Source organism: Paenibacillus sp. H1-7 (genome assembly GCF_022354825.1).
Classification (GTDB): domain Bacteria; phylum Bacillota; class Bacilli; order Paenibacillales; family NBRC-103111; genus Paenibacillus_S.
The window spans coordinates 5,592,866-5,619,495 of the sequence record NZ_CP031168.1 but is presented as its reverse complement, the minus strand read 5'-3'; the positions used below and the strand labels follow the sequence as shown (position 1 = coordinate 5,619,495).

The following is a 26,630-nucleotide window of genomic DNA, read 5'->3' as shown; positions in this document are numbered from 1 at the left end:
CGAGCTTCGTCCATCGGCTCACATGGCAGGTGTTTCCTTTCACAACCCTTTGGCAGCAATGTAAGTAATAATTGTATTGACATCTGGGACGTCTGCGTTACCATAAAATTGGGAGCAATGGACTACGCACCTTTTCCGAAATTGCCGCGTATTACTTAACAGTCTTTTCATAAAACGATAAAGCACCGGGAAGGGAGCGTTGCATTGTGGCGCGATTGGAATACCGATTGTACCAGGAGGGCGGGGAATTCCCTCTGCTGTACTACTACGACCGTATGGGAAGGGAAGAGTCGGCCCTGCGGTTCGCATGCGATTATTTCGTCAAGGAAGGCGTTGTTTATGAGAAAACGTCATGCGCAGTCGAGGATTCATGCTATGTTATTTATGTAAAGCAGGCCAATGACGAGAGAACGATGCCGTGGGGTAGTCCGCGAACCAACGGGCTGCATGGTCTGACTCTGGAGCTTCGCGAATACAAGAAATTCGGGGCCGATTACCGTCTGGTTCACACGTTTGTGCTGCCTGACAGCCTTGAAGCTATGCTGTATTTGCAGGCGAACTATTTGTATGCGGAAGGCAAGGAATGGTACAAAACGTCGGTCGAGATTGACGAGGACCGGGAAACGTTCGTCTACTATGCGGTAGAATCGGATCCATATCAATAACTTAGAAAAGAGGAAAGCCAACTTGGAAAAAAAACAAGGGAAGACGCATAAACTGGTCACTTTATTCGTGGCTACAGCCCTTGTAGCAGCGACAGGGTGCTCCAACTCGGCGGCCAATTCGAACTGCGTCGATCAAAATAACGACGGCTACTGCGATAACGGCAGCGGAAGCACTTCATCCAGCGGTTATTACCGGGGTGGATCCTCCTCCGGCAAATCAGGAACAGTGAGCGGCTCATCGGGGATATCGCAAGGCTCCTCCTCCCATGGCGGAATCGGGAGCAGCAGCGGCTCCAGTTCGGGATGAGGCGGGAGGACATTTATGGTTTACTTGGACAGCAACGAGCATGACCGTTCCTACGCTGAGCGGCGGGAGGCCATTTACGGCACGCTTCGTGCCGAAGGCACGTTTACATGGGACTCCATGTACGGAGAGGAATATGCGTTAGCGGGTCTTTACCGGTTGGACCGAACGCTCCATCAGCGTATGCATCAGGCTGCGGATAGGCTCGGTCAGCTTTTTGCCAAAACGGTGCAGATCGTTCAGCTTTCCGACGATTCCCTGCTGGAGGAGCTCGGACTTCCACGGTCAGCGTTCGATGCGATTCGCGTTAGCCTGGATCCGTCTATGCCTGCACCGACTGTGGTGGGGCGGTTTGATTTTGCCGTGAACGGGCAGAAGATCAAAATGCTTGAGTTTAACAGCGATACCCCTACAGGTATCGTCGAAGCGTTTTACGTCAACGGGGAAGTGTGCCGCGCTTATGGAGCGGAGGATCCTAACGCAGATTGCTGGTCCGCCATTAAGCAAGCTTTCGGGCAAGCGGTTGAAGCTTATCGGGCGTCCGGTTACAGTACCCGGCATATTATCTTCAGCGCTTTGGATTGGCATGAAGAGGATGCCGGCACGACCCGATATTTGCTCCGCCAGTCCGGTCTCGCTTCCGAATTTGCTGCGTTGTCCGATCTCAGGGTTATGGACGACCGGCTGTGGGTTCAGCAAGCTGACGGGCCGTTGAAGCCGGTTGATATTTGGTATCGGCTGCACGCTCTGGAAAAATTGGCGGAAGACCGGGATGAAGACGGTTATCCGACGGGAGAGCATGTGCTGAGGCTCATTGCCGAACGAAAGCTGGCTGTGATCAATCCTCCTTCCGGCTTTACCGCTCAGACGAAAGCGCTCCAGGCGTTAATCTGGAATTTGCACGAAGCGGGGCAATTTTATACGGATGAGGAGCACGAATGGATCGAGGCATACATGCTCCCTACCTACCTCGAGAACCGGTTTGCAGACAGAAACATCCCTTATGTTGTGAAGCCGATTTACGGGCGGGAAGGCAGCGGGGTCTCCATCATTGATGGGGATGGTCATACGATCGACCACAGCGGCGAACAGGAGTACATGGAGCAGCCAATGGTATATCAACAGTACATAGAACTGCCTTCCATCGAGATTGAAACATTGAAAGGGTGGACCAGCGGACGTCAGCTTTGGGGCTGCTTTTTAATTGGAGGCCGGCCTTCAGCTGTAATCTCCAGAGTGGGTGGACACATCACGAACAATATCTCTTATTATTTGCCGTCAGGCTTTTGGGAAGAAGGAAAGGGGTTAACCAATGGCACAGTTTGATTCGATTGTTAATTTTCTCATTTATTTATGCGTTACCGTACCGCTGCTTGGCTTGGGATTGCTGTTCTTCATTTTTACAACACCCTACAGCGAGTTTAAGCTGATTCGTGACGGCGGGGATTTGAGTGACCCGGTAAAAGCGAATGCTGCCCGTGCGGCGGCGTACGATTTGGGCGGTAAAATATTGGGGCAAACGATAGTGCTCGCTTCGGCTGTTTACCATTCTCTCGGTTTGATTGATTTGGTAATTTGGGGATTGGTCGGCATTGCGTTTCAAGTGATTGTATTTTATCTGTTTGAGCTGCTGACGCCTTTCCGAGTATTGAAGGAAATTCCGAAAGGGAACGTTTCGGTCGGACTGTTTTCCTTCTGCTTAAGCATCGCCACCGGTCTATTGCTGGCATCGCTAATCAGCTATTAATCATTCCCGTGAAGCCGGGAAGCAGGAAGTGGACGATCTATGGAGATAGATGTGATCTATCTGGAATATAAACGGCTGCTGTTCTCCATCGCCTATCGGATGCTCGGGACCAAAAGCGATGCCGAGGATATGATGCAGGATACGTTCGTAGCTCTTCAAAGCGCGAAGGTGGATGAGATACTGAATATGAAGGCTTACTTGGTCAAAGGGGTAACGAACCGCTGCCTGAATTATTTGAAGTCTCATCGCCATCAGCGGGAAGTATATACAGGTCCATGGCTTCCCGAACCGGATATTGAAGTGATGCAAACTCCCGAGGAAAAGGTAGTCCGGGATGAAACGCTGTCTTACGCCCTTCTGGTCATGCTTCAGCAATTATCTCCCGTGGAGAGGGCGGTATTCCTGCTGAGGGAGGTACTGGATTACGATTACGCGCAGATTGCCGATATTCTCGAGAAGTCCGAGGTGAGCTGCCGAAAAATGATGAGCCGCCTCAAGCAAAAAATGAAACCGGACCTAAGCAAAGCTATCTGGGACGGTCAAGGAACCGCACCATTCGTCAATGCTTTTCTCCGGGCCGTCCATACCGGCGATTTCGATCCTTTCGTCCGGATGCTTGTGGAGCAGGCGACATTGGTCAGCGACGGCGGAGGGAAAGTCCGTTCCGCCATACATCCGATTGCGGGTAAAGCACGCATTCAAGCCTTCTTGGAAGGAATATACGGCAAAGGCGCATTCGCCGGCGATCTCCGGCAAGCTCACGTAAACGGCGAGCCAGGGCTGCTGCTGATTCGGAACGGTGAAGCCAAATCTGTCATTTGCTTCGGAGCCGCAGATGAAGCCGGAACCATTCAGTCGATTTATTTCATCAGCAACCCGGATAAGCTCGAAGCTATTGCCGATGCTCTCAATGCATGACAAAGACCCGCCAGGAGCGGGTCTTTGTGCTTGTAGTGTAAGAGTAGCATTGAGGTATCTCTCTTTACGGCTTCGCGATCCGGGGCTGCGCAGAAATAGTGCCGGTACCTAGGGCTTCTCCGTCTAGGCCCTCCAGGCCGTCCGCACGGTCCCACAAAGAGACAGGGAGCTTCTGAAATTGGGGTGATTGAATGGATTCAAGCCAATGCATCAGAGCTGTCTTATCGAACCTTTTCGGATCAAGCCATGCCTCTACTTGCTCTTCATCAAAAAGAATCGGCACACGCACTTCGCTGCCTGTGTCGTCATCCGTCCGTTTCCTGGTAACGATGGTGCAAGTCCTCAGCTCCTCGCCAAGCGAACCTTTCCATACATCATAAACGCCGGCCATGGCGAAAGTCCGTCCATCCTGAGCGATATAGCGATCGACGGCTTCCTTTTTCGGATTCAGCCAAGTGACGCGGTCGAAGCTGCTGCCGGGAATAACGCAGCGCTGTCTTTTGACGAGGTAATCGAACGCGCGGTTTCGGAATACATTGAGATTGTCCGCCAAAACCGAATCGCGCGCCCAGAAAGGCATCAGCCCCCAGCGGTACTCATCGAGCGTGCGCACGTTGTCTTTTTGCGTAATCGCTGCTATGGACTCATTCGGCATCCGGTTGTTTTGATGGGAATAATAGGAAAGCGCACGGGTAATGCCGTAACGCTCGTTTAACTCATCCAGGTCGGCATGAAGTATAAATCGGTCGCACATGTTCGTAAGCTCCTCTGCTGTTTTGAGCAGTATTTGTATTTTATGCCAACTTCATGCGCCGGAAAAAGTTACCATGCGGCTTTCAGCTTATTTTAAGGTTTCATTCATTTGCTTTTAATCTAAGTTTATTACACTAAACTACGTTGATCCCACATTCAACATATATCACGTTTATCCCTGCTGTCGGCTGCCATCGACGAAGCAGGGATTTTTTAATATGAGGACAAAATAAATCGGGCCCCGTCTCGCGACGAGGCCCATTCATGGGAGAGGAGAAACCGGACGAAGAGCTTATGGGGAACGTAAGTCTTCTCCGCGGTTGTCTACGACATTTTCGGATGTCGATGATATAAGGATGGACACATTTCGAGGAATCTATACGTGCTTGTCAGAAAATTTTGTGCAAAACTTTCCGTTTGTGGTACGATAGCAGTACTATCCAGTAGAAGGTGGGCATAAATGAGAGTCATATCAGGGAGTGCCAAAGGAAGGCCGCTTAAGGCCGTTCCGGGCATGGGAACGCGGCCTACTACCGATAAGGTGAAGGAGGCTATTTTCAGCATGATCGGGCCGTATTTTGACGGCGGGCAAGTGCTGGATCTATTTGCAGGAACCGGAGGACTAAGCATCGAAGCGCTCAGCAGAGGGATGGAGCGGGCGGTTTTAACCGATGTGGACAAGAAGAGCATCGACACCATTCGGCACAATTTGCAGGCTGCCGGATTTACGGAGCAAGCGGAGCTGTACCGTAACGATGCCGCGCGGGCACTGAAGGCGTTAATGAAAAGGGAGGCCAAATTCGACCTCGTTTTCTTGGATCCGCCCTACCGGCTGAAGGTCATCCGCGAGCTGATGGAACAGCTTGATCAAGGGAATATGCTGAACCCCCATGCCACGATTGTGGTGGAACACGATGCCGAGGATGCTTACGACGGTCCGATCGGCCGTTTGCAATGGGCGCGTAGAGCCGAATATGGCGATACGGCGGTTACGATTTACAAAAATAGTTCGCAAGAGCAATAGTTACCGCACTAGTCGGAGGAGTTGACACAATGATTAAAGAACATTTCGGAATGAAAATTGCCGTCTATCCAGGTACGTTTGACCCGGTGACCAACGGGCATCTGGACATCATACACCGTTCGGCCAAAGTATTCGATAAACTGATCGTCGCCGTATTGAACAATACAAGCAAAAACCCGCTCTTCACAGTGGAAGAACGGACCGATCTACTGCGTAAAGTGACAAGCGATCTGCCGAATGTCGAAATCGACAGCTTTCGGGATCTGCTTATTAACTATATGAAACAAAAGGATGCTCATCTGATTGTCCGCGGCTTGCGGGCGGTATCCGATTTCGAGTACGAGCTGCAAATGGCATCGACCAACCGGAAGCTGGACGAAAATTTTGAAACGTTTTTCATGACGTCGACGCCGCAATATTCTTATTTAAGCTCCAGCATCGTCAAGGAGATAGCCCGTTTTCACGGCCCCGTTAACGATCTGGTGCCTGAAGTGGTGGAGAAGGCGCTGCTGGTCAAATATGCGGACGTTATTCTCTAGTGCTCCGGTGATGGTTCCGGAACGCAAAGGCGATAAACACGGACAATAGCAGCATTAACAGCAGGATTCCGCTAAACCAGAGCATAGTGGGACTAAGGAGCGGCCATAGGTTTACATCGTGAAGACTCCATTGCGAATGGGCCGGCATTCCTGCCGTGGGATTCGGCATCCAGACGGGCAACGTCAGGTTGAGCGCTCCGTTAAGCGGCTTCCATAGAATGCCTGTACATACAAATGCTGTAACGGCATGAAGAACCCGCGCTTTTAAAAATGAAGTATAGCGGATATCCGTGCCTAATGTGAAGCTTTTGACCTGTGCATGGGTGGACAGTCCGCCCCAGGCGAACAAGGCGCTGAGAATGGCGTACTGCCATGTATCGGTGAAAGCCGGACTTTGAGTCATCGAGTAAGCTCCGATATGAGCTTCAAACAGTCCCGGCAGCAGAGCGGACAAGAAGGCCTCGCTCTCTTGGGAGGAGACGATCCCGGATGCCGATAAGGCAAGGCTGAACACAGATAGCAGCTGGCTTAAAGAAACGGCGTTAACGATAACCGAGAACATCATCATAAGACCGCCGATGGCCATAAGCTGTTGAACCGCATTACTGACGGAATCGCCGAGCAGCTTGCCGAAGGTTCGGCCGTCTTTGGCCTGGGCGTTCCGCCAAGCGATGATGCTGCGGTTCAGCAGACCGTAGTTGGCATACATTACATCGTGAACCGCCCTGCTGGAGACAATGTCCGGCTGCAAGGGCTGCCTTGAGCCGCGGAATTGCTGCCAAAGCGCGACAAGAATGGCCGAACCGTAATGGAGTATGCCGAGCATAAGCCCGCTTTGTGCATCTTGCAGGAAGCCTACGCCGACAACGGTGATGAGGAATACGGGACTAAGCACGTGGCTGAGCGTAAGCAATCTCTCGGCTTCGTCGCGGCTAAGGAGATTATCTTTGCGCATGGCTCCCACTGCGGCGGCTCCGGAGGGCGCTCCTGCCGTGAAGCCGACGGCAATGGCCCATCCTCCAATACCCGGCAGCTTGAACAGCAGCCGCAGCAACGGATCCAGTAAGGCTCCGAGCGCATGCAGAACGCCTAAGCCCCTCATGATTTCAGTTACGATGAAAAAAGGGAGCAGGGCGGGAAACACAAGTTTCCACCAAACCGTCAATCCCTGAAGCGATGACTTGAACGCCTGATCAGGGAACAAAATAATACATACTACAAGCAGCAGAGCCAGACAACCGAATAATAAAGTTGTAAGGCGCTGTGGGGATAACGGTTTTACACCAGCCATAAGGTACCAACTCCGATTCGAGGGTGAATGGTACATGTTTACGCTTTGTCCGAATGGTTTAGACCAAGCAGGTCAACCTATAGATAAGGCAGTGCCCGCATCGAGGCAGGGCTTAAGGGGGCTTAAAGGGGGGAGAAGCATGGAAGACACGAGGCATATGAAGCGGGCATCGAGAATTGTCGTCTCGGTGTTCATTGCTATTGCACTGGTTTACGGCATCTATTTTTTGCCGCTGCCGCTTTTTATTTTTTCGGCAGGAACCGCTGAAGACATTCAACCTATGGTTCAAGTGAAACAAAATGATTCGCAGGATCACGGCGTGTTTATGCTGACTACGGTTCGTGTCAGCGATGCGACGGTATTCAGCTACCTGTTGTCCTTCGTCCGCCCGTTTGAGGAGCTTCACCTAAAAAGCGAGCTGCTTCAAAAGGACGAGACGGAGCAGGAATATTCGCAAAGACAGGAGGTCAATATGCTAACCTCCCAGTCGAGCGCGATCCAGGCGGCCTACCATAAGTTGTCGATTCCTTATAAAATTACTACAGACGGCATTCTCATCGTCCAGGTATTCAAGGATTATCCTGCGTCACAAATATTGAAGCCGGGCGATTATATCGTTAAGATCGACGATACGGCGGTTCAAACCAAGGAAGAGCTGCAGGCGCTGCTCAAGAACAAGCAGGCGGGAGACACCGTCGCGGTTACTTATAAACGGAAAAAAGCAACCAAGACCGATTCCATCGCTCTGGCTGCTCTTCCCGCTGACGAGGGAACGGCGGCGGATAAGCCGCAAGCGCGCCGAGCCGGCCTCGGCATCGTGCCGGCCAATGTGCAGAGCGTGAAGGCGGAGGATGAGACCAGGCAGGTCAAAATCAAGGCCGGCGATATCGGAGGACCGTCTGCCGGCTTGATGTTCACGCTGGAGATCATTAACAAGCTGTTGCCCGAGGATATAACGAAGGGCCACAAAATAGCCGGCACGGGGACCATTGACGAGAAAGGCACGGTAGGTGTCATCGGCGGCATTCAGCATAAAATCATCGCAGCGGATAAAGCGGGTGCGGAAATCTTTTTTGCGCCGAAAGATTATGTGTCCCCGGATGGGCAAACTATTAAAAATTATACCGATGCAGTGAAGCGGGCGGAGGAAATTCATACGGCAATGAAAATCGTCCCTGTAGGAACCGTGGATGATGCATTGAACTATTTGAATACATTGTCTCCCAAGGAAGACAAGGCTAGCTAACCCCTGACAGGCGGCTCGTAATAGTCGCGGAACAAATCGCGCTCCGACGCCGTCCGGCAGCCGAGGGCGTAAACGGAAGTGGCTTGAATATCGAGCTGCAACAGCGGCGAAGGCTCGGATAATGACGTTACCTTGGTGACGACCGGAACCTTGGCCGTTTTTTTCATCCTCCGCAGCAGCTCCTGTCCTGTGCTTGTAAACCCGAGAACGCGTAAGTAAGGGGCTCCTTGCGCCAGAACCGCGGGAGCGAGCTGCGGCTTCTTATGATTCAAGAGGATGCGGAGCAGCGTTCTTTGCAGCTTTGTCCGGGTATATCTCTTGGTTTTCAGCAGGCCGACCAGGCTTTCTACAACGTTGGTTGAATCGATTGAAAGGGACGGCAGCGCCTGCTTGATACGGTGCTCCAGTCCTTCGCCTACCTCGTGAAATTCTGCGAGCTGCTCCGCCGAATGATTCAGCAGCTGAACCAGCAGCGGTTTGGCAAAATGCTCCCACCGGACAGGAGCCTTGCCTGCGGCCCATTCTCTTCGCAGCACGTCGAGAGTGCCGACAGGAACGTAGGGAGCTATTTCCTCCAGCGTCATCCGCTCAAACAGCATATGCCTCAACGCCGTGGCGCTGGCAATTTGGCTGTCCGTAATGTCCGACTGGTTGTATCCGGCTTTCTGCCGCGTAATCGTCAGCGGCTCAATCCGGCTTTGCAGCCGCTTCAAAGCAATGAGATAATGAAGGCCTAACGTATTGTTAGGCTGGGCCAGCTCGGACTCCGCGGTCCCCGGAACATACTGCGCCACAGCTCTGCTGTACGCTGTCGGATAGGGGAGCCCCGCTTTGAGCTCTTGCTGCAGCAGGCTTTGAAAGCCCGCCGATTCCTCCGCTGCGGCGTCGGCAACCCGATGCAGCCAGGAGATGTCGCCGCTCTCGCTGCCGAAGCACAGCGTATCCACAACGCCTGCAGCATCCAGGGCGGAGACCGCACCGTAGGCAAACCATTCCGCCGGCTGAGCCGAGTAGGCTACCGGGAGCTCAAGAACGAGGTCGACGCCCATTCGCAGGGCCATTTCAGCCCTTGCCCACTTGTTGACCATGGCCGGCTCGCCACGCTGCAGGAAATGGCCGCTCATGACGGCTACGGCGGCGTCGGCGCCCGATACCTTTTTCGATTGTTGGAAATGATAATAATGTCCGTTATGCAGTGGATTGTATTCGACGATCAGCCCGACGGTTTTCATAGGGTCTCCTTGTACACAATTTGGCAATGATTTCATCTATTTTCACTATAGCATGAACTGAAAATGTTGACAAAATAGAAGAACTATAGATATAATAATCTTTGTTTGTTTGGGGTGATACACGTGTTCATTCGACTAAAAGAATTGGCGAACAAAGCGGACACGGTTCATTTCGATGAAACCGTCGATTTGACCGATGTTTTGAAGAACCGTACCGATCTGCTCAGCTTCGGCCCGCTGCAGGTTCAACTGCAGGCCCGTCATGATGACGGAGCGGCTGAGGTGACCGGAGTACTGAGTATTGATGTAGAGCAACCATGTTCCCGCTGCTTGGAGCCGGTGAAGCAAAGGCTGGAAATTCCTTTTCATGAAACGTTTGCGTTAGCTGCAGATGAATCGGAACCGGATGACGAGGATGAAGATATTCATTTCGTAACGGATGAGAAGATAGAGTTGATGCCCTACTTGATTGAGAATGTACTGGTGGCATTACCGTACGTACCGCTGTGCCAGGAAGAATGCCAAGGGCTATGTCCCGTATGCGGAACCAACCGCAACGAGCATGCTTGCGGCTGCAAGCAGGATTCAACCGATCCTAGACTTGCCGGGCTGGCGGATTTCTTTAAGCAATAAGTACGTTGGACAGGTTGAATTCGTTGAAGGAGGTGGGAATATGGCAGTACCTCAAAGGAGAACATCCAAGACACGTCGCGACAAGCGCCGTACTCACTTTAAATTAGTAGTTCCAGGCATGGTAAAGTGTGACAACTGTGGTGAATTGAAATTGGCTCACCGCGTTTGCAAAGTGTGTGGATCTTACAAAAAAAGAGAGATCATCAAGCAATAGTTTATTGTAAACTAGGCGGTAGCACTTCATCTGACGGTGAAGTGCTATTTTTTTCGGCAAGGCAGCGCAGTTTGTACGCATCCTGTCGCTTGGAACCATGCGTCAAAAGCAGCTAGTAAGCCAATTTCTGCTTTCCTTTTCAGTTGTAATCCATTATACTATCTCATATTACTTGGTCATAAGATAAAGTGATATCGAGTCTTCGAGACTCATCGATATAGATGGAGTGTCGTCCTTGCGCTTGCAGACCGAGAATTATAAATAGTACCGATCAAATACGGATCGCTGGATAAATACTAATTACGGTAAAGGTGGTGTCCGACATCGAGCGCCTTCCTAAACGACAGCGCCAGCAGCAGCTGGCCGGAGCCATTGAGCAAAACCCATTTATAACGGATGAAGATTTAATGCGTTTGTTTCAGGTCAGTATTCAGACCATCAGACTGGACCGGTTGGAGCTCGGAATTCCGGAGCTGCGTGAACGGATGAAACTGATGGCGGAGCAATCGTACGATCAAGTGCGTTCTTTGCCGCTGCATGAAGTTATTGGTGATGTCATTGATCTGCAGCTGGACAAGAGCGGTATTTCCATGTTCGAAATCCGCGAGGAGCATGTGTTCTCACGAACGAAAATTGCTCGCGGGCATCATATTTTTTCTCAGGCGAATTCCTTGGCGGTAGCGTTGATTAACGATCAGATCGCGTTAACGGCCGCAGCCGACATCCGGTTCGTGCGTCCGGTCAAGCTCGGGGAGAAATGCGTGGCCAAAGCCTACGTCCGCTCTATTTCCAAAGGGAAAGCCAAGGTCGAAGTGTTCACCTATATTGGAGAAGAAATGGTATTTCAAGGTAATTTCATTATTTATCATTCAACAAGAGATCGATCGGAGGGAGGAGAGCCTGATGCGGATAGCGATTGATGCAATGGGCGGAGACCATGCCCCCGATGTCGTGGTGGCCGGAGCCGTGGAAGCGGCTCGTGAATGGAACGATACGACCATTATTTTAGTGGGGGATTCGGCTCGAATTGAAGCTTTGCTCGCAGGGAACAAGCCGGCGAATATCGAAGTGCGTCATGCCGGTGAAGTCATCGAGGCAGACGATGAGCCGGTTAAGGCGGTAAGAAGAAAAAAAGATTCCTCCATGGTCGTCGCTGGCCGGATGGTTAAGGAGAAGGAAGCCGACGGGATGATCTCCGCAGGCAACACCGGAGCCTTAATGACAATGGGAATTCTGGTTGTCGGACGGATGAAAGGGATTAGCCGTCCCGCGCTTGCGCCGATGATTCCTACGATCGATGGCGTAGGCATGCTGGCGTTGGATCTTGGGGCAAATATGGATTCCAGTCCGGAGGAATTGAATCAATACGCAATTATGGGCAGCATATATCGTAAGAAGGTCGATGGTATAGCTCAGCCGAAAGTCGGACTGCTGAACGTCGGGACGGAAGCGATGAAAGGCAATGAGTTGACCAAAGCGGCATATGCACTGCTTGAGAAGGCACCGGTTCATTTTGTCGGCAATATCGAATCACGGGATGTGCTTAACGGACCTTGCGATGTTCTGGTTTGTGACGGGTTTGCGGGCAACATCATGCTGAAATCGCTGGAAGGTGCGGCATCGACTATTTTTTCCGCCCTAAAGACGGAATTCACCAAGAGTTTCATGACGAAGCTGGCCGCCGTTGTTCTCAAACCCGGCTTGATGAAATTTCGCCAGTCGTTTGATTATGCCGAGCACGGCGCCGCGCCGCTGTTGGGTATCGACGGACTAATGCTGAAAAGCCACGGATCCTCGAATGCAATGGCGATTAAGAACGCCGTTCGTCAAGCGCGCGCAGCAATCCGGAATGATTTGGTTCCAAGCATATCAAAGGAAATTAGTAATGGAAGCGAGATGTGACATATGAGCTTATTGCCGGTGGGCATTATCGGTACAGGGAAATATGTGCCTGAGCGGGTGTTGACCAATCAGGATCTGGAACAGATGGTGGAGACGAATGACGAGTGGATCGTCACAAGAACCGGGATCCGCGAACGCAGGCTCGTGAGCGAAGAACAGGCATCGTCCGATCTGGCTTATGAAGCTTCGCTTAAAGCGCTGAAGATGGCGGGGATTACGGCGGAGCAGCTGGACCTGATCGTTGTTGCGACCATTACGCCGGACATGGCGTTCCCGTCGACCGCCTGCATATTGCAGGACAAGCTGGGTGCGAAAAAAGCGGCTGCATTCGATTTATCGGCAGCTTGCTCCGGTTTCATCTACGGCTTGGCCAATGCCTCCAATTTCATCGCCACCGGAGTTTATAAATATGCGTTAGTTATCGGCGCGGAATGCTTGTCTAAAATTACCGATTACACGGATCGCAACACCTGCATTTTGTTCGGTGACGGAGCGGGTGCCGTCGTTCTGGGAGCCGTGCCGGAAGGCCGCGGCTTCAAATCGTTCGAGCTTGGAGCAGACGGATCCGGTGGAGAGCTGCTGCGCATTTCTGGCGGAGGCTCACGCTGTCCTGCATCTCCGCAAAGCTTGGAGAATAAGCAGCATTTCATCTACATGGCCGGCAGCGAAGTGTTCAAATTCGCGGTACGGATTATGGGAAGCGCTGCGGAGGAAGCATTGCGCAAAGCGGGGATGGAGAAGCAAGATATCGACCTGCTCGTGCCGCACCAAGCTAACATCCGGATTATTCAATCCGCGTTGAACCGTCTTGAGCTTAGCGAAGACAAATGCATGATCAACCTTGATAAGTACGGCAACGTATCGGCAGCGTCGATCCCAATCGCGCTGGCGGAAGCTGTGGAGCTAGGAAGAGTGAACGAAGGCGACTGCATCGTGCTGGTCGGCTTTGGCGGCGGCCTGACATGGGGCGCATCGGTTATTGTTTGGTAATCATCCTTATTTATAAAATGCAGGCTTTCTTGCCGGCCGGTGATCGTCATCAAATGTAAATCGGCCGGAAAAATAAGGCAGGAAGGAGCTCAGATGATGGGAAAAATAGCATTCGTATTTCCGGGCCAAGGCGCACAAGCCGTAGGCATGGGAAAAGATATTTATGAGAGCGAATCCGCAGCAAAGCAGCTGTTTCAACGTGCGGATGAAGCGCTGGGCTATTCTTTGTCGTCTATTATTTTCGAAGGGCCCGATACGGAATTAAAAATTACATATCATACGCAGCCGGCGTTGCTGACAACAAGCATTGCTTATTTAGAAGCTTTCAAAGCGAAAGGGCTTGCGCCCGATTATGTGGCAGGGCACAGCTTGGGTGAGTACAGCGCTCTGGTTGCGGCAGGCGTTCTCAGCTTCGAGGATGCGGTTCGGACCGTCCGTGCCCGCGGGGAGTTCATGGAGCAAGCCGTACCTAGCGGACAAGGCGCAATGGCTGCGGTTCTCGGCGCGGAAAGAGAGGCGCTTCAGAAGCTTTGTGCGTCGGTATCTCAAGAGGTTGGCGCAGTGGAGCTCGCTAACTTGAACTGCCCGGGACAGATTGTCATCTCAGGCAGCAAGGAAGGCGTACAAGCTATCGCGGAGCAGGGCAAAGAAATCGGCGCCAAGCGCGTCATTCCGCTGGAAGTGAGCGGACCGTTCCATTCCTCTCTGATGAAGCCCGCCTCCGAGCGTCTGGCCGGAGTGTTGGCTGAGATCGACATGCAATCTGCGGCTGTCCCTGTCGTTGCCAACGTGACTGCCCGACCTGTGCAGGAGCCTGCCGAGATCCGTCAACTCCTGGTGGATCAGGTTCATTCCTCGGTGCTGTGGGAAGATAGCGTAGCCTGGTTGATCGAGCAAGGGGTCGACACCTTCGTGGAAATCGGTTCGGGATCCGTTCTGGCCGGACTGATCAAGAAGATTGACCGCTCTGTCAAAGTCGTTTCCATCAACAGCAAGGAAGCGATTGACCAGTTCCAGCTCTAGGCCAATGGCCGATTTCGGATTCCAATAGGTTTATTCATTACTTATTATGGCTATTGTAAGGGAGGGTACCTCATGTTGACAGGGAAAACAGCGCTCGTAACAGGAGCTTCCCGCGGCATCGGAAGAGCGATTGCTCTGACGCTGGCCGAAGCGGGAGCGGACGTTGCCGTGAATTATGCAGGCAGCGAGGCCGCGGCAGCCGAGGTGGTCAGCCTGATTGAAGCGATGGGGCGCAAAGCCGTCAAAATCAAGGCGGATGTCAGCTCGTCGCAGGAAGTGGACGATATGTTCAAGATCGTTCTGGAAACATTCGGCAAAGTAGACATTCTTGTGAATAATGCAGGCATCACGAGAGATAATTTGATAATGAGGATGAAGGAAGAGGAATTCGACCAAGTCATCGCCACGAATTTGAAGGGCGTGTTCAACTGCGTCAAAGCGGCTACACGTCCGATGATGAAGCAGCGTTACGGTCGTATCATCAATATCTCCTCCGTAGTAGGGGCGCTCGGGAATCCGGGACAAGCCAACTACGTGGCTGCCAAAGCCGGAGTCATCGGGATGACCAAAGCGACCGCCAAGGAGCTTGCTTCCCGCGGTATTACCGTCAATGCGGTAGCCCCGGGCTTCATCGAAACCGATATGACCGACAAGCTGTCGGAGGATACACGCTCGCAGCTATTGCAGCAGATTCCTTTGGCAAGACTTGGCCAGCCTGAAGATATCGCCAAAGCAGTCCGTTTCCTCGCATCCGAGGATGCGGCCTACATGACGGGTCAAACGATTCATGTAGACGGCGGTATGTACATGTAAGGGTAACATTGTTTTCAGGCAATTGTGCAAAAATTCGCAAAAATTGTTTTTTTCTGCGGTCTCTGCGCTTGCTCTGGCAATTTGTCCATAAGTTAAGTATAATACCATGGAGGAGGTGAACCGGATGTCCGATGTTTTAGATCGCGTGAAACGAATCGTCATCGATCGTCTTGGTGTTGATGAGGCAGAAGTGTCCCTCGAAGCATCTTTTAAGGATGATTTAGGCGCTGATTCTCTAGATGTAGTAGAATTAGTAATGGAATTGGAAGATGAGTTTGATATGGAAATCTCTGATGAAGACGCAGAGAAAATAACTACGGTAGGTCAAGTAGTTGAGTACATAAAATCTCATACTTAATTAGTATAAGTCCCGTTATTTCCTTAGACGGGACTTATCTCCATTCATCCTGACCGAACGTTGACAAATTCATAAAAAATGACGAATATATACATAACATTGTTATTTTAGATAGAGGTGGATTAAAGTGAAGCAAAGAGTTGTCATAACAGGTATGGGCGTCATGACCTCCTTGGGACATGATCTGGAAACTTTCTGGGGAAACCTGATGGCAGGGAAATCCGGAGTAGGCATGATTGAACTGTTCGATGTGAGCGAATATCCAACGCGCATTGCTGCTGAGATCAAAGACTTTAATCCTGAGCAGTATTTCGATAAAAAGGAAGCACGACGGATGGACCGCTTCGTGCAGTTTGCCGTCGCGGCCAGCCTGTCCGCACTAAAGGATGCAGGACTTAATGTTAAAGAAGATACGGATCCCGAGCGTGTGGGTGTTTATGTCGGCTCCGGTATCGGGGGCTTGTCTACATGGGAAGAGCAGCACAAAATATTGCTGGAAAAAGGACCGAAGCGCGTCAGCCCGTTCTTTATTCCGATGATGATCGCGAACATGGCGTCGGGACAAATCTCGATGCTGACTGGAGCAAAAGGTCCCAACAGCACAGCGGTAACCGCTTGCGCAACGGGAACCCACTCCATCGGTGATTCATATAAAATGATTCAGCGCGGCGATGCCGACGTCATGATCTGCGGCGGCGCGGAAGCAACGATCAGTCCGACCGGCGTAGCGGGATTTTGCGCTCTGCGCGCTATGTCTACACGCAATGAGGAGCCTGAGAAAGCAAGCCGTCCGTTCGATACGGACAGAGACGGATTCGTTATGGGCGAAGGCTCGGGCATTTTGATTCTCGAGTCCCTGGAGCATGCACAGAAGCGCGGTGCACGCATTTACGGCGAAGTAATCGGCTACGGAATGAGCGGCGACGCTTATCATATGACGGATCCCGATCCGGACGGAGCAGCGCGCTGTATGAGCAAAGCGATCAAGGATGCGGGGATCGAGCCTTCCGAGATTGATTATATTAATGCACACGGTACGTCAACACCGGTAGGCGATCGTTCCGAAACGACGGCCATTAAGAAAGCGCTGGGAGATCACGCTTACAAAGTAGCGGTCAGCTCGACGAAGTCGATGACCGGCCATTTACTGGGAGCGGCAGGCGGAGTGGAAGCTCTCATCTGCGGCTTGACCTTGAAGAACGGCATGATTGCTCCTACAATCAACTTGGACAATCAGGATCCGGAGTGCGATCTGGATTATGTTCCGAATAAGCCTCGCCAAGCGGACGTAAAGATAGCCATGTCGAATTCGTTCGGCTTCGGCGGACATAATGCAACGATTATTTTGAAAAAATACGAGCAATAACCTAATGACGCGCGACGCGTGACGAAACTAATGAACCGGATGTCCGAGTAGGTGGTGAAGGCATGCATCGAAACCTGAAGCAACTGCAGGCGGCGTTGAATATAACTTTTCGCAAACCCGAGCTTTTAAGGCAGGCGTTCACCCATTCTTCCTATGTCAACGAGCATCGTGTCGGCAACTACAAGGATAATGAACGTCTGGAGTTTCTGGGGGATGCGGTGCTTGAGCTGACAGTATCCGAATATTTGTTCGACACATATCCCGAGCGATCGGAAGGCGAGCTGACCAAGCTGAGGGCTTCCATTGTTTGCGAGCCATCGCTCGTCGGCTTTGCCGAAGATTTGGAGTTCGGTTTCTACGTTCTGCTGGGTAAAGGGGAAGAGCTGACCGGCGGAAGAACCAGACCGGCGCTGCTTGCCGATGTGTTCGAGTCTTTTATCGGAGCATTGTATCTGGATCAAGGCCTGGACGTAGTCAAAACATTTTTGCGAAAGCATGTGTTTCCGAATTTGCCGCATCAAGGCAAGTTGTTGACCGTCGACTTCAAAACGCATCTGCAGGAATATACGCAGCAGCACAACATGGGCATGCTGGAGTACCGGATCGTGGATGAGCGGGGTCCTGCGCATGAGCGGGAATTCGTAGCTCAGGTCCATGTCAACGAGACACTTCTCGGACAAGGCTCCGGCCGCTCCAAGAAGGAAGCGGAGCAGCATGCGGCGGCGCAAGCGCTGGAAGCGTTGAAAGTGCATATTCAATAATGCTATATTAGCAAGAAGAGATGCAGCGGGGCAGCTTACGGGTTGTCGCCGTTGCTTTTTCTTTTGTCACGCTGTTGTTCGGATAACCAATATTTAAGAAACCCTCTCCCTGACGGGATTTATTCTATGAAAAGGGAATGTGTGGTACAATAGCGTTGAGGTGAGACGATGTTTTTAAAGCGTATTGAGCTGTCCGGTTTCAAATCGTTTGCCGATCGGACGGAGCTGGAATTCGTCCAAGGAATAACAGCGGTGGTAGGCCCGAACGGAAGCGGCAAAAGCAACATTTCCGACGGCATTCGTTGGGTGTTAGGGGAGCAGAGCGCTCGCAGCCTTCGCGGCGGCAAGATGGAAGACATCATTTTCGCCGGCAGTGACGCGCGCAAAGCGGTCAATTATGGCGAAGTATCGCTCACTCTGGATAATACGTCTCAGTCGCTTTCGCTTGATTACAACGAAGTGACGGTCACCCGGCGCGTTCACCGCAGCGGGGACAGCGAATATTTGATCAACAAGCAGCCTTGCCGGCTGAAAGATATTACAGAGCTGTTCATGGATACCGGAATCGGTAAAGAAGCGTACTCGATTATCGGACAAGGACGGATCGAGGAAATATTAAGTACGAAGTCAGAGGACCGCCGGGGCATCTTTGAAGAAGCCTCGGGGATTGTCAAATATAAATCGCGTAAACGGGAAACCGAGAAAAAACTGCAGGAAACCGAGCAAAATTTGCTGCGGATTCACGATCTGGTTGTAGAGCTGGAGGATCAAATCGAACCGCTGCGCCAGCAGTCGGAAAAGGCGATCCGTTATAAAGAGCTGCGCGAGCAGCTGAAGAGCAGCGAAATCGCGATGTATGTGTATCAAATAGAGCAAATTTACGGTTCTTGGACGGAAACAAACGCCAAGCTGGAAAAGCTGCGGAAGGATCAGCTGGCATTGCAGGCAGTCGTGGGGCAGCATGACGCTCATCTTGAGCGTCACCGCTGGGAGACCCGGCGCCTGGAAGAGGAAATCGAGACGCAGCAGCAGCAGCTGCTGCAGCTAAGCGAAGACTTCGAGAAATGCGAAGGGCAAGGCGAGGTTCTGAAGGAGCGTAAAAAAAATTACGCCTCCAACCAGGCGCAGTTGAAGCAAGCTGTCGTTGTGCAGGAGCAGCGCGTTACGGAGAAGGAAGCGGAGCTCGCGGTGTTCAAGGACAAGCTTGCCGCGATTTCAACGGAGCTGATTCAGTTTCAAGCGAAGCTGAAAGCGGAGGAGGACCGTCTGCTCGGCGTAGCTGGCGGGATTAGCAGCGGGGAAGAGGACCGCTTGAAAGGCGAGCTGTTGGAGACGCTGAATCAAATGGCCAACGCACGGAATGAAGTGCGCTATACCGAGCAGCAGCTGGAAGGACTGTCCAAGCGATTGGAGCGTCTCGGCGATGAGCACCGCAAGTGGAAGGAGCAGCAGGAGGGCTTGACGGAGCGCAAGCGCGTTCTGGAGGAGCGTCTTACCGGAGTCATCGGTAAAATTACCGAGGAGCGCAACCGCTATCTGGAGCTCAGCCAGGGCTTGAAATCGAAGCAGCTGCTGTCTGAGGAGTCGCAATCGACTGTGCGCAAGTGGGAGCAAAAGCTCGATTCGCTTATTTCCCGCCGTGATACGATGCGGGAGATGGCGAACGATTATGACGGCTTTATGCACGGTGTCAAGGAAGTGCTGAAAGCAAAGGACCGGAGCGAATTACGGGGAATCCGCGGAGCGGTAGCTGAGATTGTGAAGGTGCCGGCTAACGTTGAGGTTGCCATGGAGACGGCACTGGGCGGCGCACTGCAGCACGTTGTCGTCGACAGCGAGGGGAATGGCCGCGAGGCGATTGCCTTCCTGAAACGCCGTCAGCTGGGGCGCGCTACCTTCCTGCCGCTTGACGTTATTCGCGGCCGCTCGATTCCGGAGTCGGAAAAGCGCGCTATCGAGGGCATGGAAGGCTTTATCGGCATTGGTGCCGATCTGGTTCAATTCGACGAGACGTATCGTCAAATCGTCGGCAGCCTTCTCGGCAACGTCATTATTGCGAGCCAGCTGGAAATTGCGAACCGTATAGCTGCACGTGTGCAATACCGTTACCGGGTCGTAACGCTGGAAGGCGACGTCGTGAATCCGGGAGGTTCGATGACGGGCGGAAGCCAGCAGAAGAAGTCGACGAGTCTGCTAAGCCGGCAAAGACAGATCGAGGAGATGGATAAGGAAATCGCCGTATCCGAAGGGCAATTGAAGCAGCTTCGGAACAAGGCAGAGCAGATGCGCAAGGAGATTGCCGCCGAGACTCTTGCATTGGAAGAGCTGCGCCAGTCCGGCGAGGGCTTGAGAATCGAGGAGCAGCAAATTCGCGCCGGCTTGCAGCCGCTGGAGCATGAGGCGAAGCAGGTCGCCGAGCAGCTAGCTCTGTACAGCGAGGACGGAGACGCGCTCGATGCCGAGCGGCGCGACTTGGAGAAGCGCAGGGAGACGGCGCTGCAGTCGGTGGAGCGCCTTCAGGAAGAAGAACGAATCGTGCAGCAGGCGATTCGTGAGGCGGAGCTCGCGCGCAAAGCCGGCGAGCTGGCTAAGGAGGAGCTGCAGACTCAGCTGACCGATCTGAAGATCAAGGTCGCTTCCCAGTCACAAGAAAAGCAGTCGCTGCTGGATCAGGAGCGGCGCGTGCAGACGGAGCTATCCTCCTTACATAAGGAGCTGGATTTGAACCGGAGCCTCGTGGAGCAGCTGGAGCTGGATATGTCGAACCACGAGCGCGAATCGGTGATGCAGATCGAGCTGCTGAACACCTTGAAGCTGAAGAAGCAGCAGTGTACCGAGCAGCTGGATCTGAAGCGCGCCGAACGCGCCCAATGGCAGGCGAAGCTAGAGCATGAGGAGAACAAGACGAGAGAAGAGCGCAATCAGCTGCGACAAGTCGAGGAGCATCTTCATCAGACCGAAGTCCGGGTCAATCGTCTCGACGTTGAGCTTGAGAATATTTTGAAAAAGCTGGCTGACGATTATGAGCTCAGCTTTGAATTGGCTAAGGAACGGTACCCCGTTCCGGAAGACGTGCTCGGCACGCAAAATCTCGTCCGCGAGCTGAAGCGCGAGATTGCTTTGCTTGGCGAGGTGAACCTTGGCGCCATCGACGAGTTCACTCGCGTCAACGAACGGTACCAGTTCCTGAGCGAGCAGAAGAATGATCTCGTGGAAGCAAAGACGACGCTGTATCAGGTTATTCGCGAGATGGACGAGGAGATGGCTAAACGCTTCCGCACCACCTTCGATGCGATACGCTCGCACTTCGTCGTCGTCTTCGCCAAGCTGTTCGGCGGCGGACGCGCCGATCTGATTTTGTCAGAGCCGGACAACCTGCTCGACACAGGCATTGAGATCGTGGCGCAGCCGCCAGGCAAGAAGCTGCAAAATCTGCAGCTACTCTCCGGCGGGGAGCGGGCGCTGACGGCGATCGCGCTGCTGTTCTCCATCATCCGCGTGAAGCCGGTGCCGTTCTGCGTCCTGGACGAAGTCGAAGCGGCGCTGGATGAGGCCAACGTAGCCCGTTTTGCCGAATATTTGCGCGAGTTTTCGACGCAAACGCAGTTTATCGTGGTCACGCACCGCAAAGGGACAATGGAAGAGGCCGACGTGCTGTACGGCGTAACGATGGAAGAGGGCGGCGTGTCCAAGCTGGTGTCCGTCAAGCTGGAAGAGGACGAAGCGATTATCGCGAGCTGACCCGTTTTTCGATACATTGTGTGGATAGGGATCATTAAAGTATAGAGAAAGGGGCCAGGCACCCGATGAGTTTTTTTAAACGATTGAAAGAAAGCATTTCCTCCAAGGCCGAGGCGGTAACGAATAAGTTTAAGGAAGGCTTGACGAAAACACGCGATGTATTTGTCGAGCGAGTAGAGGATTTGTTCACCCGCCGCAAAAAAATCGACGAGGACTTTTACGAAGAGCTGGAAGAAATTCTAATTGGCGCCGATGTGGGCGTCAATACGGTGATGAAGCTTGTCGAGGATCTGCGTAAGGAAGTCCGCAATCGCAAAATTGAGGATCCGAGCGAGCTGCAACCGATATTATCGGAAATGCTGATCAAGCTGTTGAAGGGCGAAGAGGATGCTTCTCTCAAAATGGCCGATACCGGTCTGACCGTCCTATTGTTCGTCGGCGTTAACGGCGTCGGCAAGACAACGACGATCGGCAAGCTGGCTCACCATTTGAAATCGCAAGGGAAAAAGGTGCTGCTTGCGGCAGGGGACACGTTCCGTGCGGGAGCTATCGAGCAGCTCGAGGTATGGGGCGAGCGGGTAGGCGTAGACGTAATCAAGCAGCAGGCAGGCTCCGATCCTGCAGCGGTTATGTACGACGCGCTTCATGCGGCGAAAAGCCGTGGCGTGGACGTCCTGTTATGCGATACGGCCGGAAGATTGCAGAACAAAGTCAATCTGATGGAGGAATTGAACAAAATTTATCGCGTTATCCGACGCGAGGTGCCGGATGCTCCACATGAAGTATTGCTGGTGCTGGATGCGACGACCGGTCAGAATGCGCTAAGTCAGGCCAAGCTGTTTGACGAGAAATCGGGACTGACCGGCCTCGTGCTGACCAAGCTCGATGGAACCGCCAAAGGCGGCATTGTCGTAGCGATTCGCCAGGAGCTGAAGCTGCCGGTGAAATTCGTCGGTCTCGGCGAGAAGATGGACGATCTCCAGCCGTTCGATTCGGATCAATTCGTGCATGCGCTGTTCAGTAAATGGATTCCCGAAGGGGAACAAGACGAGGACAAGGAGCCGCTTAAATCCTAGCTTTTGCAGCTTTTTTCGGGGTGACAAGGAAATATGCTTGACATCATTCTCCGTTTTGGGTATGATAGGTTCTGTTGTTCCTGTAAAGTGTTTTACCTTAACGGAGGCGGGGCACTGTGATGGAAGAGAATGTTCTTACGAAGACGAATCGCATCAACCTGCTGTTTGATTTTTACGAGAAGCTTTTGACCGAGAAACAGCAAACCTTTTGCAAGCATTATTTTCACGATGATTATTCGCTTGGCGAAATCGCTGCGGAATTTCAAATCAGCCGCCAAGCCGTTTACGAACATATAAAAAGAGCGGAAGCCGTTCTCGAAGAGTATGAGACGAAGCTGCAGCTGCTAACCAAGCACGAAGAACGGCAGCAGCTGATTCAACAGCTCGAGCCTTTGCTGGACGGACTGGCCGACAACCAACGGATGCAGGCTAAGCAGCTTGTGGACAGCTTGGGTCAGCTGGATTAGAAGTTCGGCTGACGAAGGACATCCGCCGTTGTATGCGCAACATTTGACCAGGAAGATTATAGTAACGCTCAAGAGGTGAAGTACGATGGCATTCGAAGGATTAGCGACCCGACTGCAAAATGTGTTCAGCAAGCTGAGGGGAAAAGGTAAGCTAACGGAAGACGATGTTAACGAGGCGCTGCGTGAAGTTCGTCTCGCGCTTCTTGAGGCGGATGTCAACTTTAAAGTCGTGAAGGAATTCATCGCTAAGGTGAAGGAGCGCGCGATTGGACAAGAGGTGCTCCAGAGCTTTACGCCGGCGATGGTCGTTGTCGACATCGTTAATAAAGAGCTGACGGAGCTCATGGGCGGTTCGCAAAGCAAGCTTGCAAGATCGAATCGTCCGCCGACGGTCATTTTGATGGTCGGTTTGCAAGGTGCGGGTAAGACGACCGCAACAGGCAAGCTCGCCAGGATGCTGCAACAGCAAAACCATCGCCCGCTGCTTGCGGCAGGAGACATTTACCGACCGGCTGCGATCAAGCAGCTGCAGGTATTGGGCGAGCAGCTGAAGGTGCCCGTGTTCACGATGGGCGACAAGGTAAGCCCGGTCGAGATCGCGAAGCAGGCGCTGCAGCATGCCAAGGATAACAATAACGACTATTTGATTGTCGATACGGCCGGACGCTTGCACGTGGACGAAACGCTGATGGACGAGTTGAAGCAAATTGTCGAAGCGATCAAGCCGGACGAAACCTTGCTCGTCGTCGATGCGATGACGGGGCAGGATGCAGTGAATGTGGCGGAAAGCTTCCACAAGCAGCTTGAGCTGACCGGCGTCGTGTTGACCAAGCTGGACGGCGATACTCGCGGCGGTGCTGCGATATCGGTAAAAGCGGTCACCGGCTGCCCGATCAAGTTCGCGGGTATCGGAGAGAAGCTGGACGCGCTCGAGCCGTTCCACCCGGACCGGATGGCTTCGCGGATTTTGGGCATGGGGGACATGCTTACGCTCATCGAGAAGGCGCAGGCCGGTATCGATGCGGATAAAGCGAAGGAAATGGAGCGCAAGATGCGCACCGCAGAATTCACATTCGACGATTTCCTCGATCAGATGGAGCAGGTAAAGAAGCTGGGTCCTCTGGATCAGATTCTCGATATGCTGCCCGGAGCGAACAAGATGAAGGGCATGAAGGATCTGAAGGTCGACGACAAGCAAATGGGCCGTATCGCAGCCATTGTCAAATCGATGACGAAGGAAGAACGGCAAAATCCCGATCTGCTTAGTCCGAGCCGACGCAAACGGCTTGCAGCCGGCAGCGGCAACTCGGTTCAGGACGTGAACCGGTTTATCAAGCAGTTTGAAGACATGCGTAAAATGATGAAGCAATTTTCGAGCATGATGGGACCGAAAGGGCCCAAAGCGCTCAAGGGCTTGAAAGGCAAGATGGGTAAAGGAATGAAGTTCCCGTTCGGGTGACCGGCCGGAACCTAACTATAGCATTAATTCTATGCAGGAGGTGAATGATTAAAATGGCAACACGTATTCGTCTTAAACGTATGGGTGCTCACAAAGCTCCTTTTTACCGCGTGGTAGTATCGGATTCCCGTTCCCCGCGTGACGGTCGTTTCATCGAAGAGATTGGTACTTACAACCCGGTTGCAAAACCGGCTATTGTAAACATCGACGAGGAAAAAGCACTGAAATGGCTTCAAACCGGTGCTCAAGCTTCCGATACAGTTCGCAGTCTGTTCAGCCAAGCCGGCATCTTGACGAAGTTTCATGAGTCCAAACTTCAAAAGTAATTTGCCGTTTCGGAGGGTTCTATGAAGGATCTAATAACCGTTATCGCCAAGGCGTTGGTTGATCATCCCGATGAAGTAAAAGTGAATGCGGTGGAAGACGATCGCAGTATTACGTTCGAGCTGTCGGTCCATCCTGACGATGTCGGGAAGGTTATCGGCAAGCAAGGACGCATTGCGAAAGCACTCCGTACCGTAGTCACTTCGGCTGCAGTAAAAGAAAGCAAGCGTGTTTCGGTTGAAATTGTGTCTTAGTGGACACTATGAGAGTTAGGAGAGATCCTAACTCTTTCTCTTTATCTACTTATCTTTTGCCGGAGGGGCAGAATGAGCGAAAAATTGTTTACCGTTGGTAAAATTGTGAATACACATGGAATCCGCGGAGAATTGAAAATCGTGCCGCATACGGATTTTGCCGATGAACGATTCGCCAAAGGCAGTAAGCTTGTTTTTTTTGATCCGCAAAAAGAAACGAGATTAGCTGTAACGGTGCAGTCAGCACGCGAGCATAAAAAAATGTTCATCGTGAAATTTCAAAACTTCGATCACATTAACGATGTGGAAAAGTACAAAGGCTGGCTGTTGAAGGTCGAAGAGCAGTATTTGGGCGATCTTGAGGACGACGAGTTTTATTACCATGAAATTATCGGCTGTAAAGTCATTACGGACGAAGGCGAGGAACTCGGGACGATCAGCGAGATTTTGTCTCCGGGAGCCAATGACGTATGGGTCGTAGAGCGGGAGTCCGGCAAGCCGGTGCTGATTCCATACATAGACGATGTAGTGCTCGAAGTCGACGTAGAGGAAAAACGGGTGAAAGTCAGTTTAATGGAAGGCTTGCTGGACTAGTATGAAGATCGACGTACTAACGTTGTTTCCGGCTATGTTCGACGGGGTATTCAACTCCAGCATTTTAGGTAAGGCGCGAGAAAAGGGGCTCGTGGAGCTCAATACCGTGAACTTTCGCGATTTTTCCAATAACAAGCACAACACGGTGGATGACTATCCCTATGGCGGAGGCGGAGGCATGGTGTTGAAGCCCGAGCCGATTTTTGCAGCAGTGGAATCGTTGACGGAGCCGCTATCCATTAAGCCTCGCGTAATACTGATGTGCCCGCAAGGTGAATCGTTCACACAGAGGAAGGCTGAGGAGCTGGCGCAGGAAGAGCATCTGATCTTCATTTGCGGCCATTATGAGGGCTACGACGAGCGGATACGCGAGCATCTGATCACGGACGAGCTTTCAATAGGAGATTACGTTCTGACAGGCGGTGAGCTGCCTGCCATGGTGATCATCGACAGCGTAGCGAGACTTTTGCCCGGCGTATTGGGCAACGAATCCTCTGCCGTGACGGACTCCTTCAGCACGGGCTTGCTGGAGTATCCGCACTATACGCGACCCGTGCAGTTCCGCGGTTGGGAAGTGCCTGACATTTTGCTGTCGGGGCATCATGCGAACATTGAGAAATGGCGTAAACGCATGGCGATTGAGCGGACTTGGCGCAAACGTCCCGATTTGCTGGAAACTTACCCTTTAAGCAAAGAAGAGCAGAAGTGGTTGAAGGAGCTGCAGGATGCCCGGGAGGGCACTGATTCGGCAGCCAAGGATTGAAGAGACGGCTTCTTATGAAAATAATAAGAATAGGTTGAAAAACCATTTGTGTTTGTCTAGCGGTTATGGTATTATATACAACGTTGTGGCATTTTGCCCGATTACGGTGGTCCTCTACGCATACAACATGAGATTCGACTTCGGAGGCGGAATGAACACCTGTGTGGAAGGAG

General features: G+C 52.3%; 29 protein-coding genes. 26 read left to right on the top strand and 3 right to left on the bottom strand.

The window, feature by feature from the left end:
- The first annotated feature begins 206 nt into the window (after nt 1–206).
- Genes DVH26_RS24715 through DVH26_RS24695 form a run of 5 tightly spaced genes read left to right on the top strand, consistent with a single transcriptional unit; the run spans nt 207 to nt 3,634 of the window.
- On the top strand, nt 207–665 hold the full coding sequence (locus DVH26_RS24715; RefSeq protein ID WP_239626543.1) for a hypothetical protein: 459 nt from the start codon (nt 207–209) through the stop codon (nt 663–665).
- A 22-nt stretch (nt 666–687) separates the two neighbouring features.
- Nucleotides 688–972, top strand: a complete 285-nt coding sequence (locus DVH26_RS24710; protein ID WP_239626540.1) for a hypothetical protein — start codon at nt 688–690, stop codon at nt 970–972.
- Between the two features lie 15 nt (nt 973–987).
- Entirely contained in the window at nt 988–2,295 is a 1,308-nt protein-coding gene (locus DVH26_RS24705; RefSeq protein ID WP_239626537.1) for a glutathionylspermidine synthase family protein, read from the top strand.
- A complete protein-coding gene (locus tag DVH26_RS24700; RefSeq protein WP_239626534.1) occupies nt 2,282–2,716 on the top strand; it encodes a DUF350 domain-containing protein in 435 nt (144 codons plus the stop codon). Before DVH26_RS24705 ends, DVH26_RS24700 begins: the two co-directional genes overlap by 14 nt.
- Nucleotides 2,717–2,755: 39 nt before the next feature.
- On the top strand, nt 2,756–3,634 hold the full coding sequence (locus tag DVH26_RS24695; protein WP_239626531.1) for an RNA polymerase sigma-70 factor: 879 nt from the start codon (nt 2,756–2,758) through the stop codon (nt 3,632–3,634).
- A gap of 64 nt (nt 3,635–3,698) precedes the next feature.
- Here DVH26_RS24695 and DVH26_RS24690 read toward each other — a convergent pair whose 3' ends face one another.
- Entirely contained in the window at nt 3,699–4,388 is a 690-nt protein-coding gene (locus tag DVH26_RS24690) for an SOS response-associated peptidase family protein (RefSeq protein ID WP_239626529.1), read from the bottom strand.
- A 459-nt stretch (nt 4,389–4,847) separates the two neighbouring features.
- Here DVH26_RS24690 and rsmD point away from each other — a divergent pair, with 459 nt between their 5' ends.
- Nucleotides 4,848–5,411, top strand: coding sequence for a 16S rRNA (guanine(966)-N(2))-methyltransferase RsmD (gene rsmD / locus DVH26_RS24685; protein WP_239626526.1), 564 nt, complete (start codon nt 4,848–4,850; stop codon nt 5,409–5,411).
- Nucleotides 5,412–5,440: 29 nt separating this feature from the next.
- Nucleotides 5,441–5,950 carry a pantetheine-phosphate adenylyltransferase gene (gene coaD / locus DVH26_RS24680; protein WP_239626523.1) on the top strand — a complete coding sequence of 170 codons (510 nt, stop codon included), beginning with the start codon at nt 5,441–5,443 and terminating at the stop codon, nt 5,948–5,950.
- On the opposite strand, the gene DVH26_RS24675 is transcribed toward coaD, so the two are convergent.
- A complete protein-coding gene (locus DVH26_RS24675; RefSeq protein WP_239626521.1) occupies nt 5,940–7,241 on the bottom strand; it encodes a nucleoside recognition domain-containing protein in 1,302 nt (433 codons plus the stop codon). The two genes, coaD and DVH26_RS24675, sit on opposite strands and share 11 nt — an antisense overlap.
- 139 nt (nt 7,242–7,380) lie before the next feature.
- On the opposite strand from DVH26_RS24675, the gene DVH26_RS24670 reads away from it, so the two are divergent.
- A complete protein-coding gene (locus DVH26_RS24670) occupies nt 7,381–8,487 on the top strand; it encodes a SepM family pheromone-processing serine protease (protein WP_239626519.1) in 1,107 nt (368 codons plus the stop codon).
- Here the strand turns inward: DVH26_RS24670 and DVH26_RS24665 are convergent.
- Complete coding sequence (locus tag DVH26_RS24665; RefSeq protein WP_239626517.1) at nt 8,484–9,719, bottom strand: nucleotidyltransferase; 1,236 nt, start codon at nt 9,717–9,719, stop codon at nt 8,484–8,486. The two genes, DVH26_RS24670 and DVH26_RS24665, sit on opposite strands and share 4 nt — an antisense overlap.
- A gap of 123 nt (nt 9,720–9,842) precedes the next feature.
- On the opposite strand from DVH26_RS24665, the gene DVH26_RS24660 reads away from it, so the two are divergent.
- From DVH26_RS24660 to trmD, 18 genes are all read left to right on the top strand, one after another.
- Nucleotides 9,843–10,352: a YceD family protein gene (locus tag DVH26_RS24660; RefSeq protein ID WP_239626515.1), complete on the top strand. Its 510-nt coding sequence runs from the start codon at nt 9,843–9,845 to the stop codon at nt 10,350–10,352.
- 40 nt (nt 10,353–10,392) lie between these two features.
- Entirely contained in the window at nt 10,393–10,566 is a 174-nt protein-coding gene (gene rpmF / locus DVH26_RS24655; protein ID WP_028550384.1) for a 50S ribosomal protein L32, read from the top strand.
- A 311-nt stretch (nt 10,567–10,877) separates the two neighbouring features.
- Nucleotides 10,878–11,486, top strand: a complete 609-nt coding sequence (fapR, locus tag DVH26_RS24650; protein ID WP_239626513.1) for a transcription factor FapR — start codon at nt 10,878–10,880, stop codon at nt 11,484–11,486.
- On the top strand, nt 11,470–12,468 hold the full coding sequence (plsX, locus tag DVH26_RS24645; protein ID WP_239626511.1) for a phosphate acyltransferase PlsX: 999 nt from the start codon (nt 11,470–11,472) through the stop codon (nt 12,466–12,468). Before fapR ends, plsX begins: the two co-directional genes overlap by 17 nt.
- A gap of 3 nt (nt 12,469–12,471) precedes the next feature.
- Nucleotides 12,472–13,458, top strand: a complete 987-nt coding sequence (locus tag DVH26_RS24640; RefSeq protein WP_275590422.1) for a beta-ketoacyl-ACP synthase III — start codon at nt 12,472–12,474, stop codon at nt 13,456–13,458.
- Nucleotides 13,459–13,554: 96 nt separating this feature from the next.
- Nucleotides 13,555–14,481 carry an ACP S-malonyltransferase gene (gene fabD / locus DVH26_RS24635; protein WP_239635473.1) on the top strand — a complete coding sequence of 309 codons (927 nt, stop codon included), beginning with the start codon at nt 13,555–13,557 and terminating at the stop codon, nt 14,479–14,481.
- Nucleotides 14,482–14,553: 72 nt separating this feature from the next.
- Nucleotides 14,554–15,294, top strand: a complete 741-nt coding sequence (gene fabG, locus DVH26_RS24630; protein ID WP_239626509.1) for a 3-oxoacyl-[acyl-carrier-protein] reductase — start codon at nt 14,554–14,556, stop codon at nt 15,292–15,294.
- Between the two features lie 124 nt (nt 15,295–15,418).
- Nucleotides 15,419–15,652, top strand: coding sequence for an acyl carrier protein (gene acpP, locus DVH26_RS24625; protein WP_079910299.1), 234 nt, complete (start codon nt 15,419–15,421; stop codon nt 15,650–15,652).
- Between the two features lie 127 nt (nt 15,653–15,779).
- The gene (fabF, locus tag DVH26_RS24620) at nt 15,780–17,018 is read left to right on the top strand and encodes a beta-ketoacyl-ACP synthase II (RefSeq protein ID WP_239626506.1); all 1,239 of its coding nucleotides are present in this window, start codon (nt 15,780–15,782) and stop codon (nt 17,016–17,018) included.
- A gap of 62 nt (nt 17,019–17,080) precedes the next feature.
- Entirely contained in the window at nt 17,081–17,779 is a 699-nt protein-coding gene (gene rnc, locus DVH26_RS24615) for a ribonuclease III (protein ID WP_239626503.1), read from the top strand.
- Between the two features lie 168 nt (nt 17,780–17,947).
- Entirely contained in the window at nt 17,948–21,520 is a 3,573-nt protein-coding gene (gene smc / locus DVH26_RS24610; protein ID WP_239626501.1) for a chromosome segregation protein SMC, read from the top strand.
- A 65-nt stretch (nt 21,521–21,585) separates the two neighbouring features.
- On the top strand, nt 21,586–22,596 hold the full coding sequence (ftsY, locus tag DVH26_RS24605; protein ID WP_239626498.1) for a signal recognition particle-docking protein FtsY: 1,011 nt from the start codon (nt 21,586–21,588) through the stop codon (nt 22,594–22,596).
- 116 nt (nt 22,597–22,712) lie between these two features.
- A complete protein-coding gene (locus DVH26_RS24600; protein ID WP_239626496.1) occupies nt 22,713–23,063 on the top strand; it encodes a putative DNA-binding protein in 351 nt (116 codons plus the stop codon).
- 85 nt (nt 23,064–23,148) lie between these two features.
- Nucleotides 23,149–24,522, top strand: coding sequence for a signal recognition particle protein (ffh, locus tag DVH26_RS24595; protein WP_239626493.1), 1,374 nt, complete (start codon nt 23,149–23,151; stop codon nt 24,520–24,522).
- Nucleotides 24,523–24,575: 53 nt separating this feature from the next.
- Nucleotides 24,576–24,848 carry a 30S ribosomal protein S16 gene (gene rpsP, locus DVH26_RS24590; RefSeq protein ID WP_239626491.1) on the top strand — a complete coding sequence of 91 codons (273 nt, stop codon included), beginning with the start codon at nt 24,576–24,578 and terminating at the stop codon, nt 24,846–24,848.
- A gap of 21 nt (nt 24,849–24,869) precedes the next feature.
- Nucleotides 24,870–25,100 (top strand): KH domain-containing protein, encoded by a 231-nt coding sequence (locus tag DVH26_RS24585; RefSeq protein WP_239626488.1) that lies wholly within the window; start codon nt 24,870–24,872, stop codon nt 25,098–25,100.
- 72 nt (nt 25,101–25,172) lie between these two features.
- Nucleotides 25,173–25,694 (top strand): ribosome maturation factor RimM, encoded by a 522-nt coding sequence (gene rimM, locus DVH26_RS24580; protein WP_239626485.1) that lies wholly within the window; start codon nt 25,173–25,175, stop codon nt 25,692–25,694.
- Nucleotide 25,695: 1 nt separating this feature from the next.
- Complete coding sequence (gene trmD, locus DVH26_RS24575; protein WP_239626483.1) at nt 25,696–26,457, top strand: tRNA (guanosine(37)-N1)-methyltransferase TrmD; 762 nt, start codon at nt 25,696–25,698, stop codon at nt 26,455–26,457.
- Nucleotides 26,458–26,630: the final 173 nt, after the last annotated feature.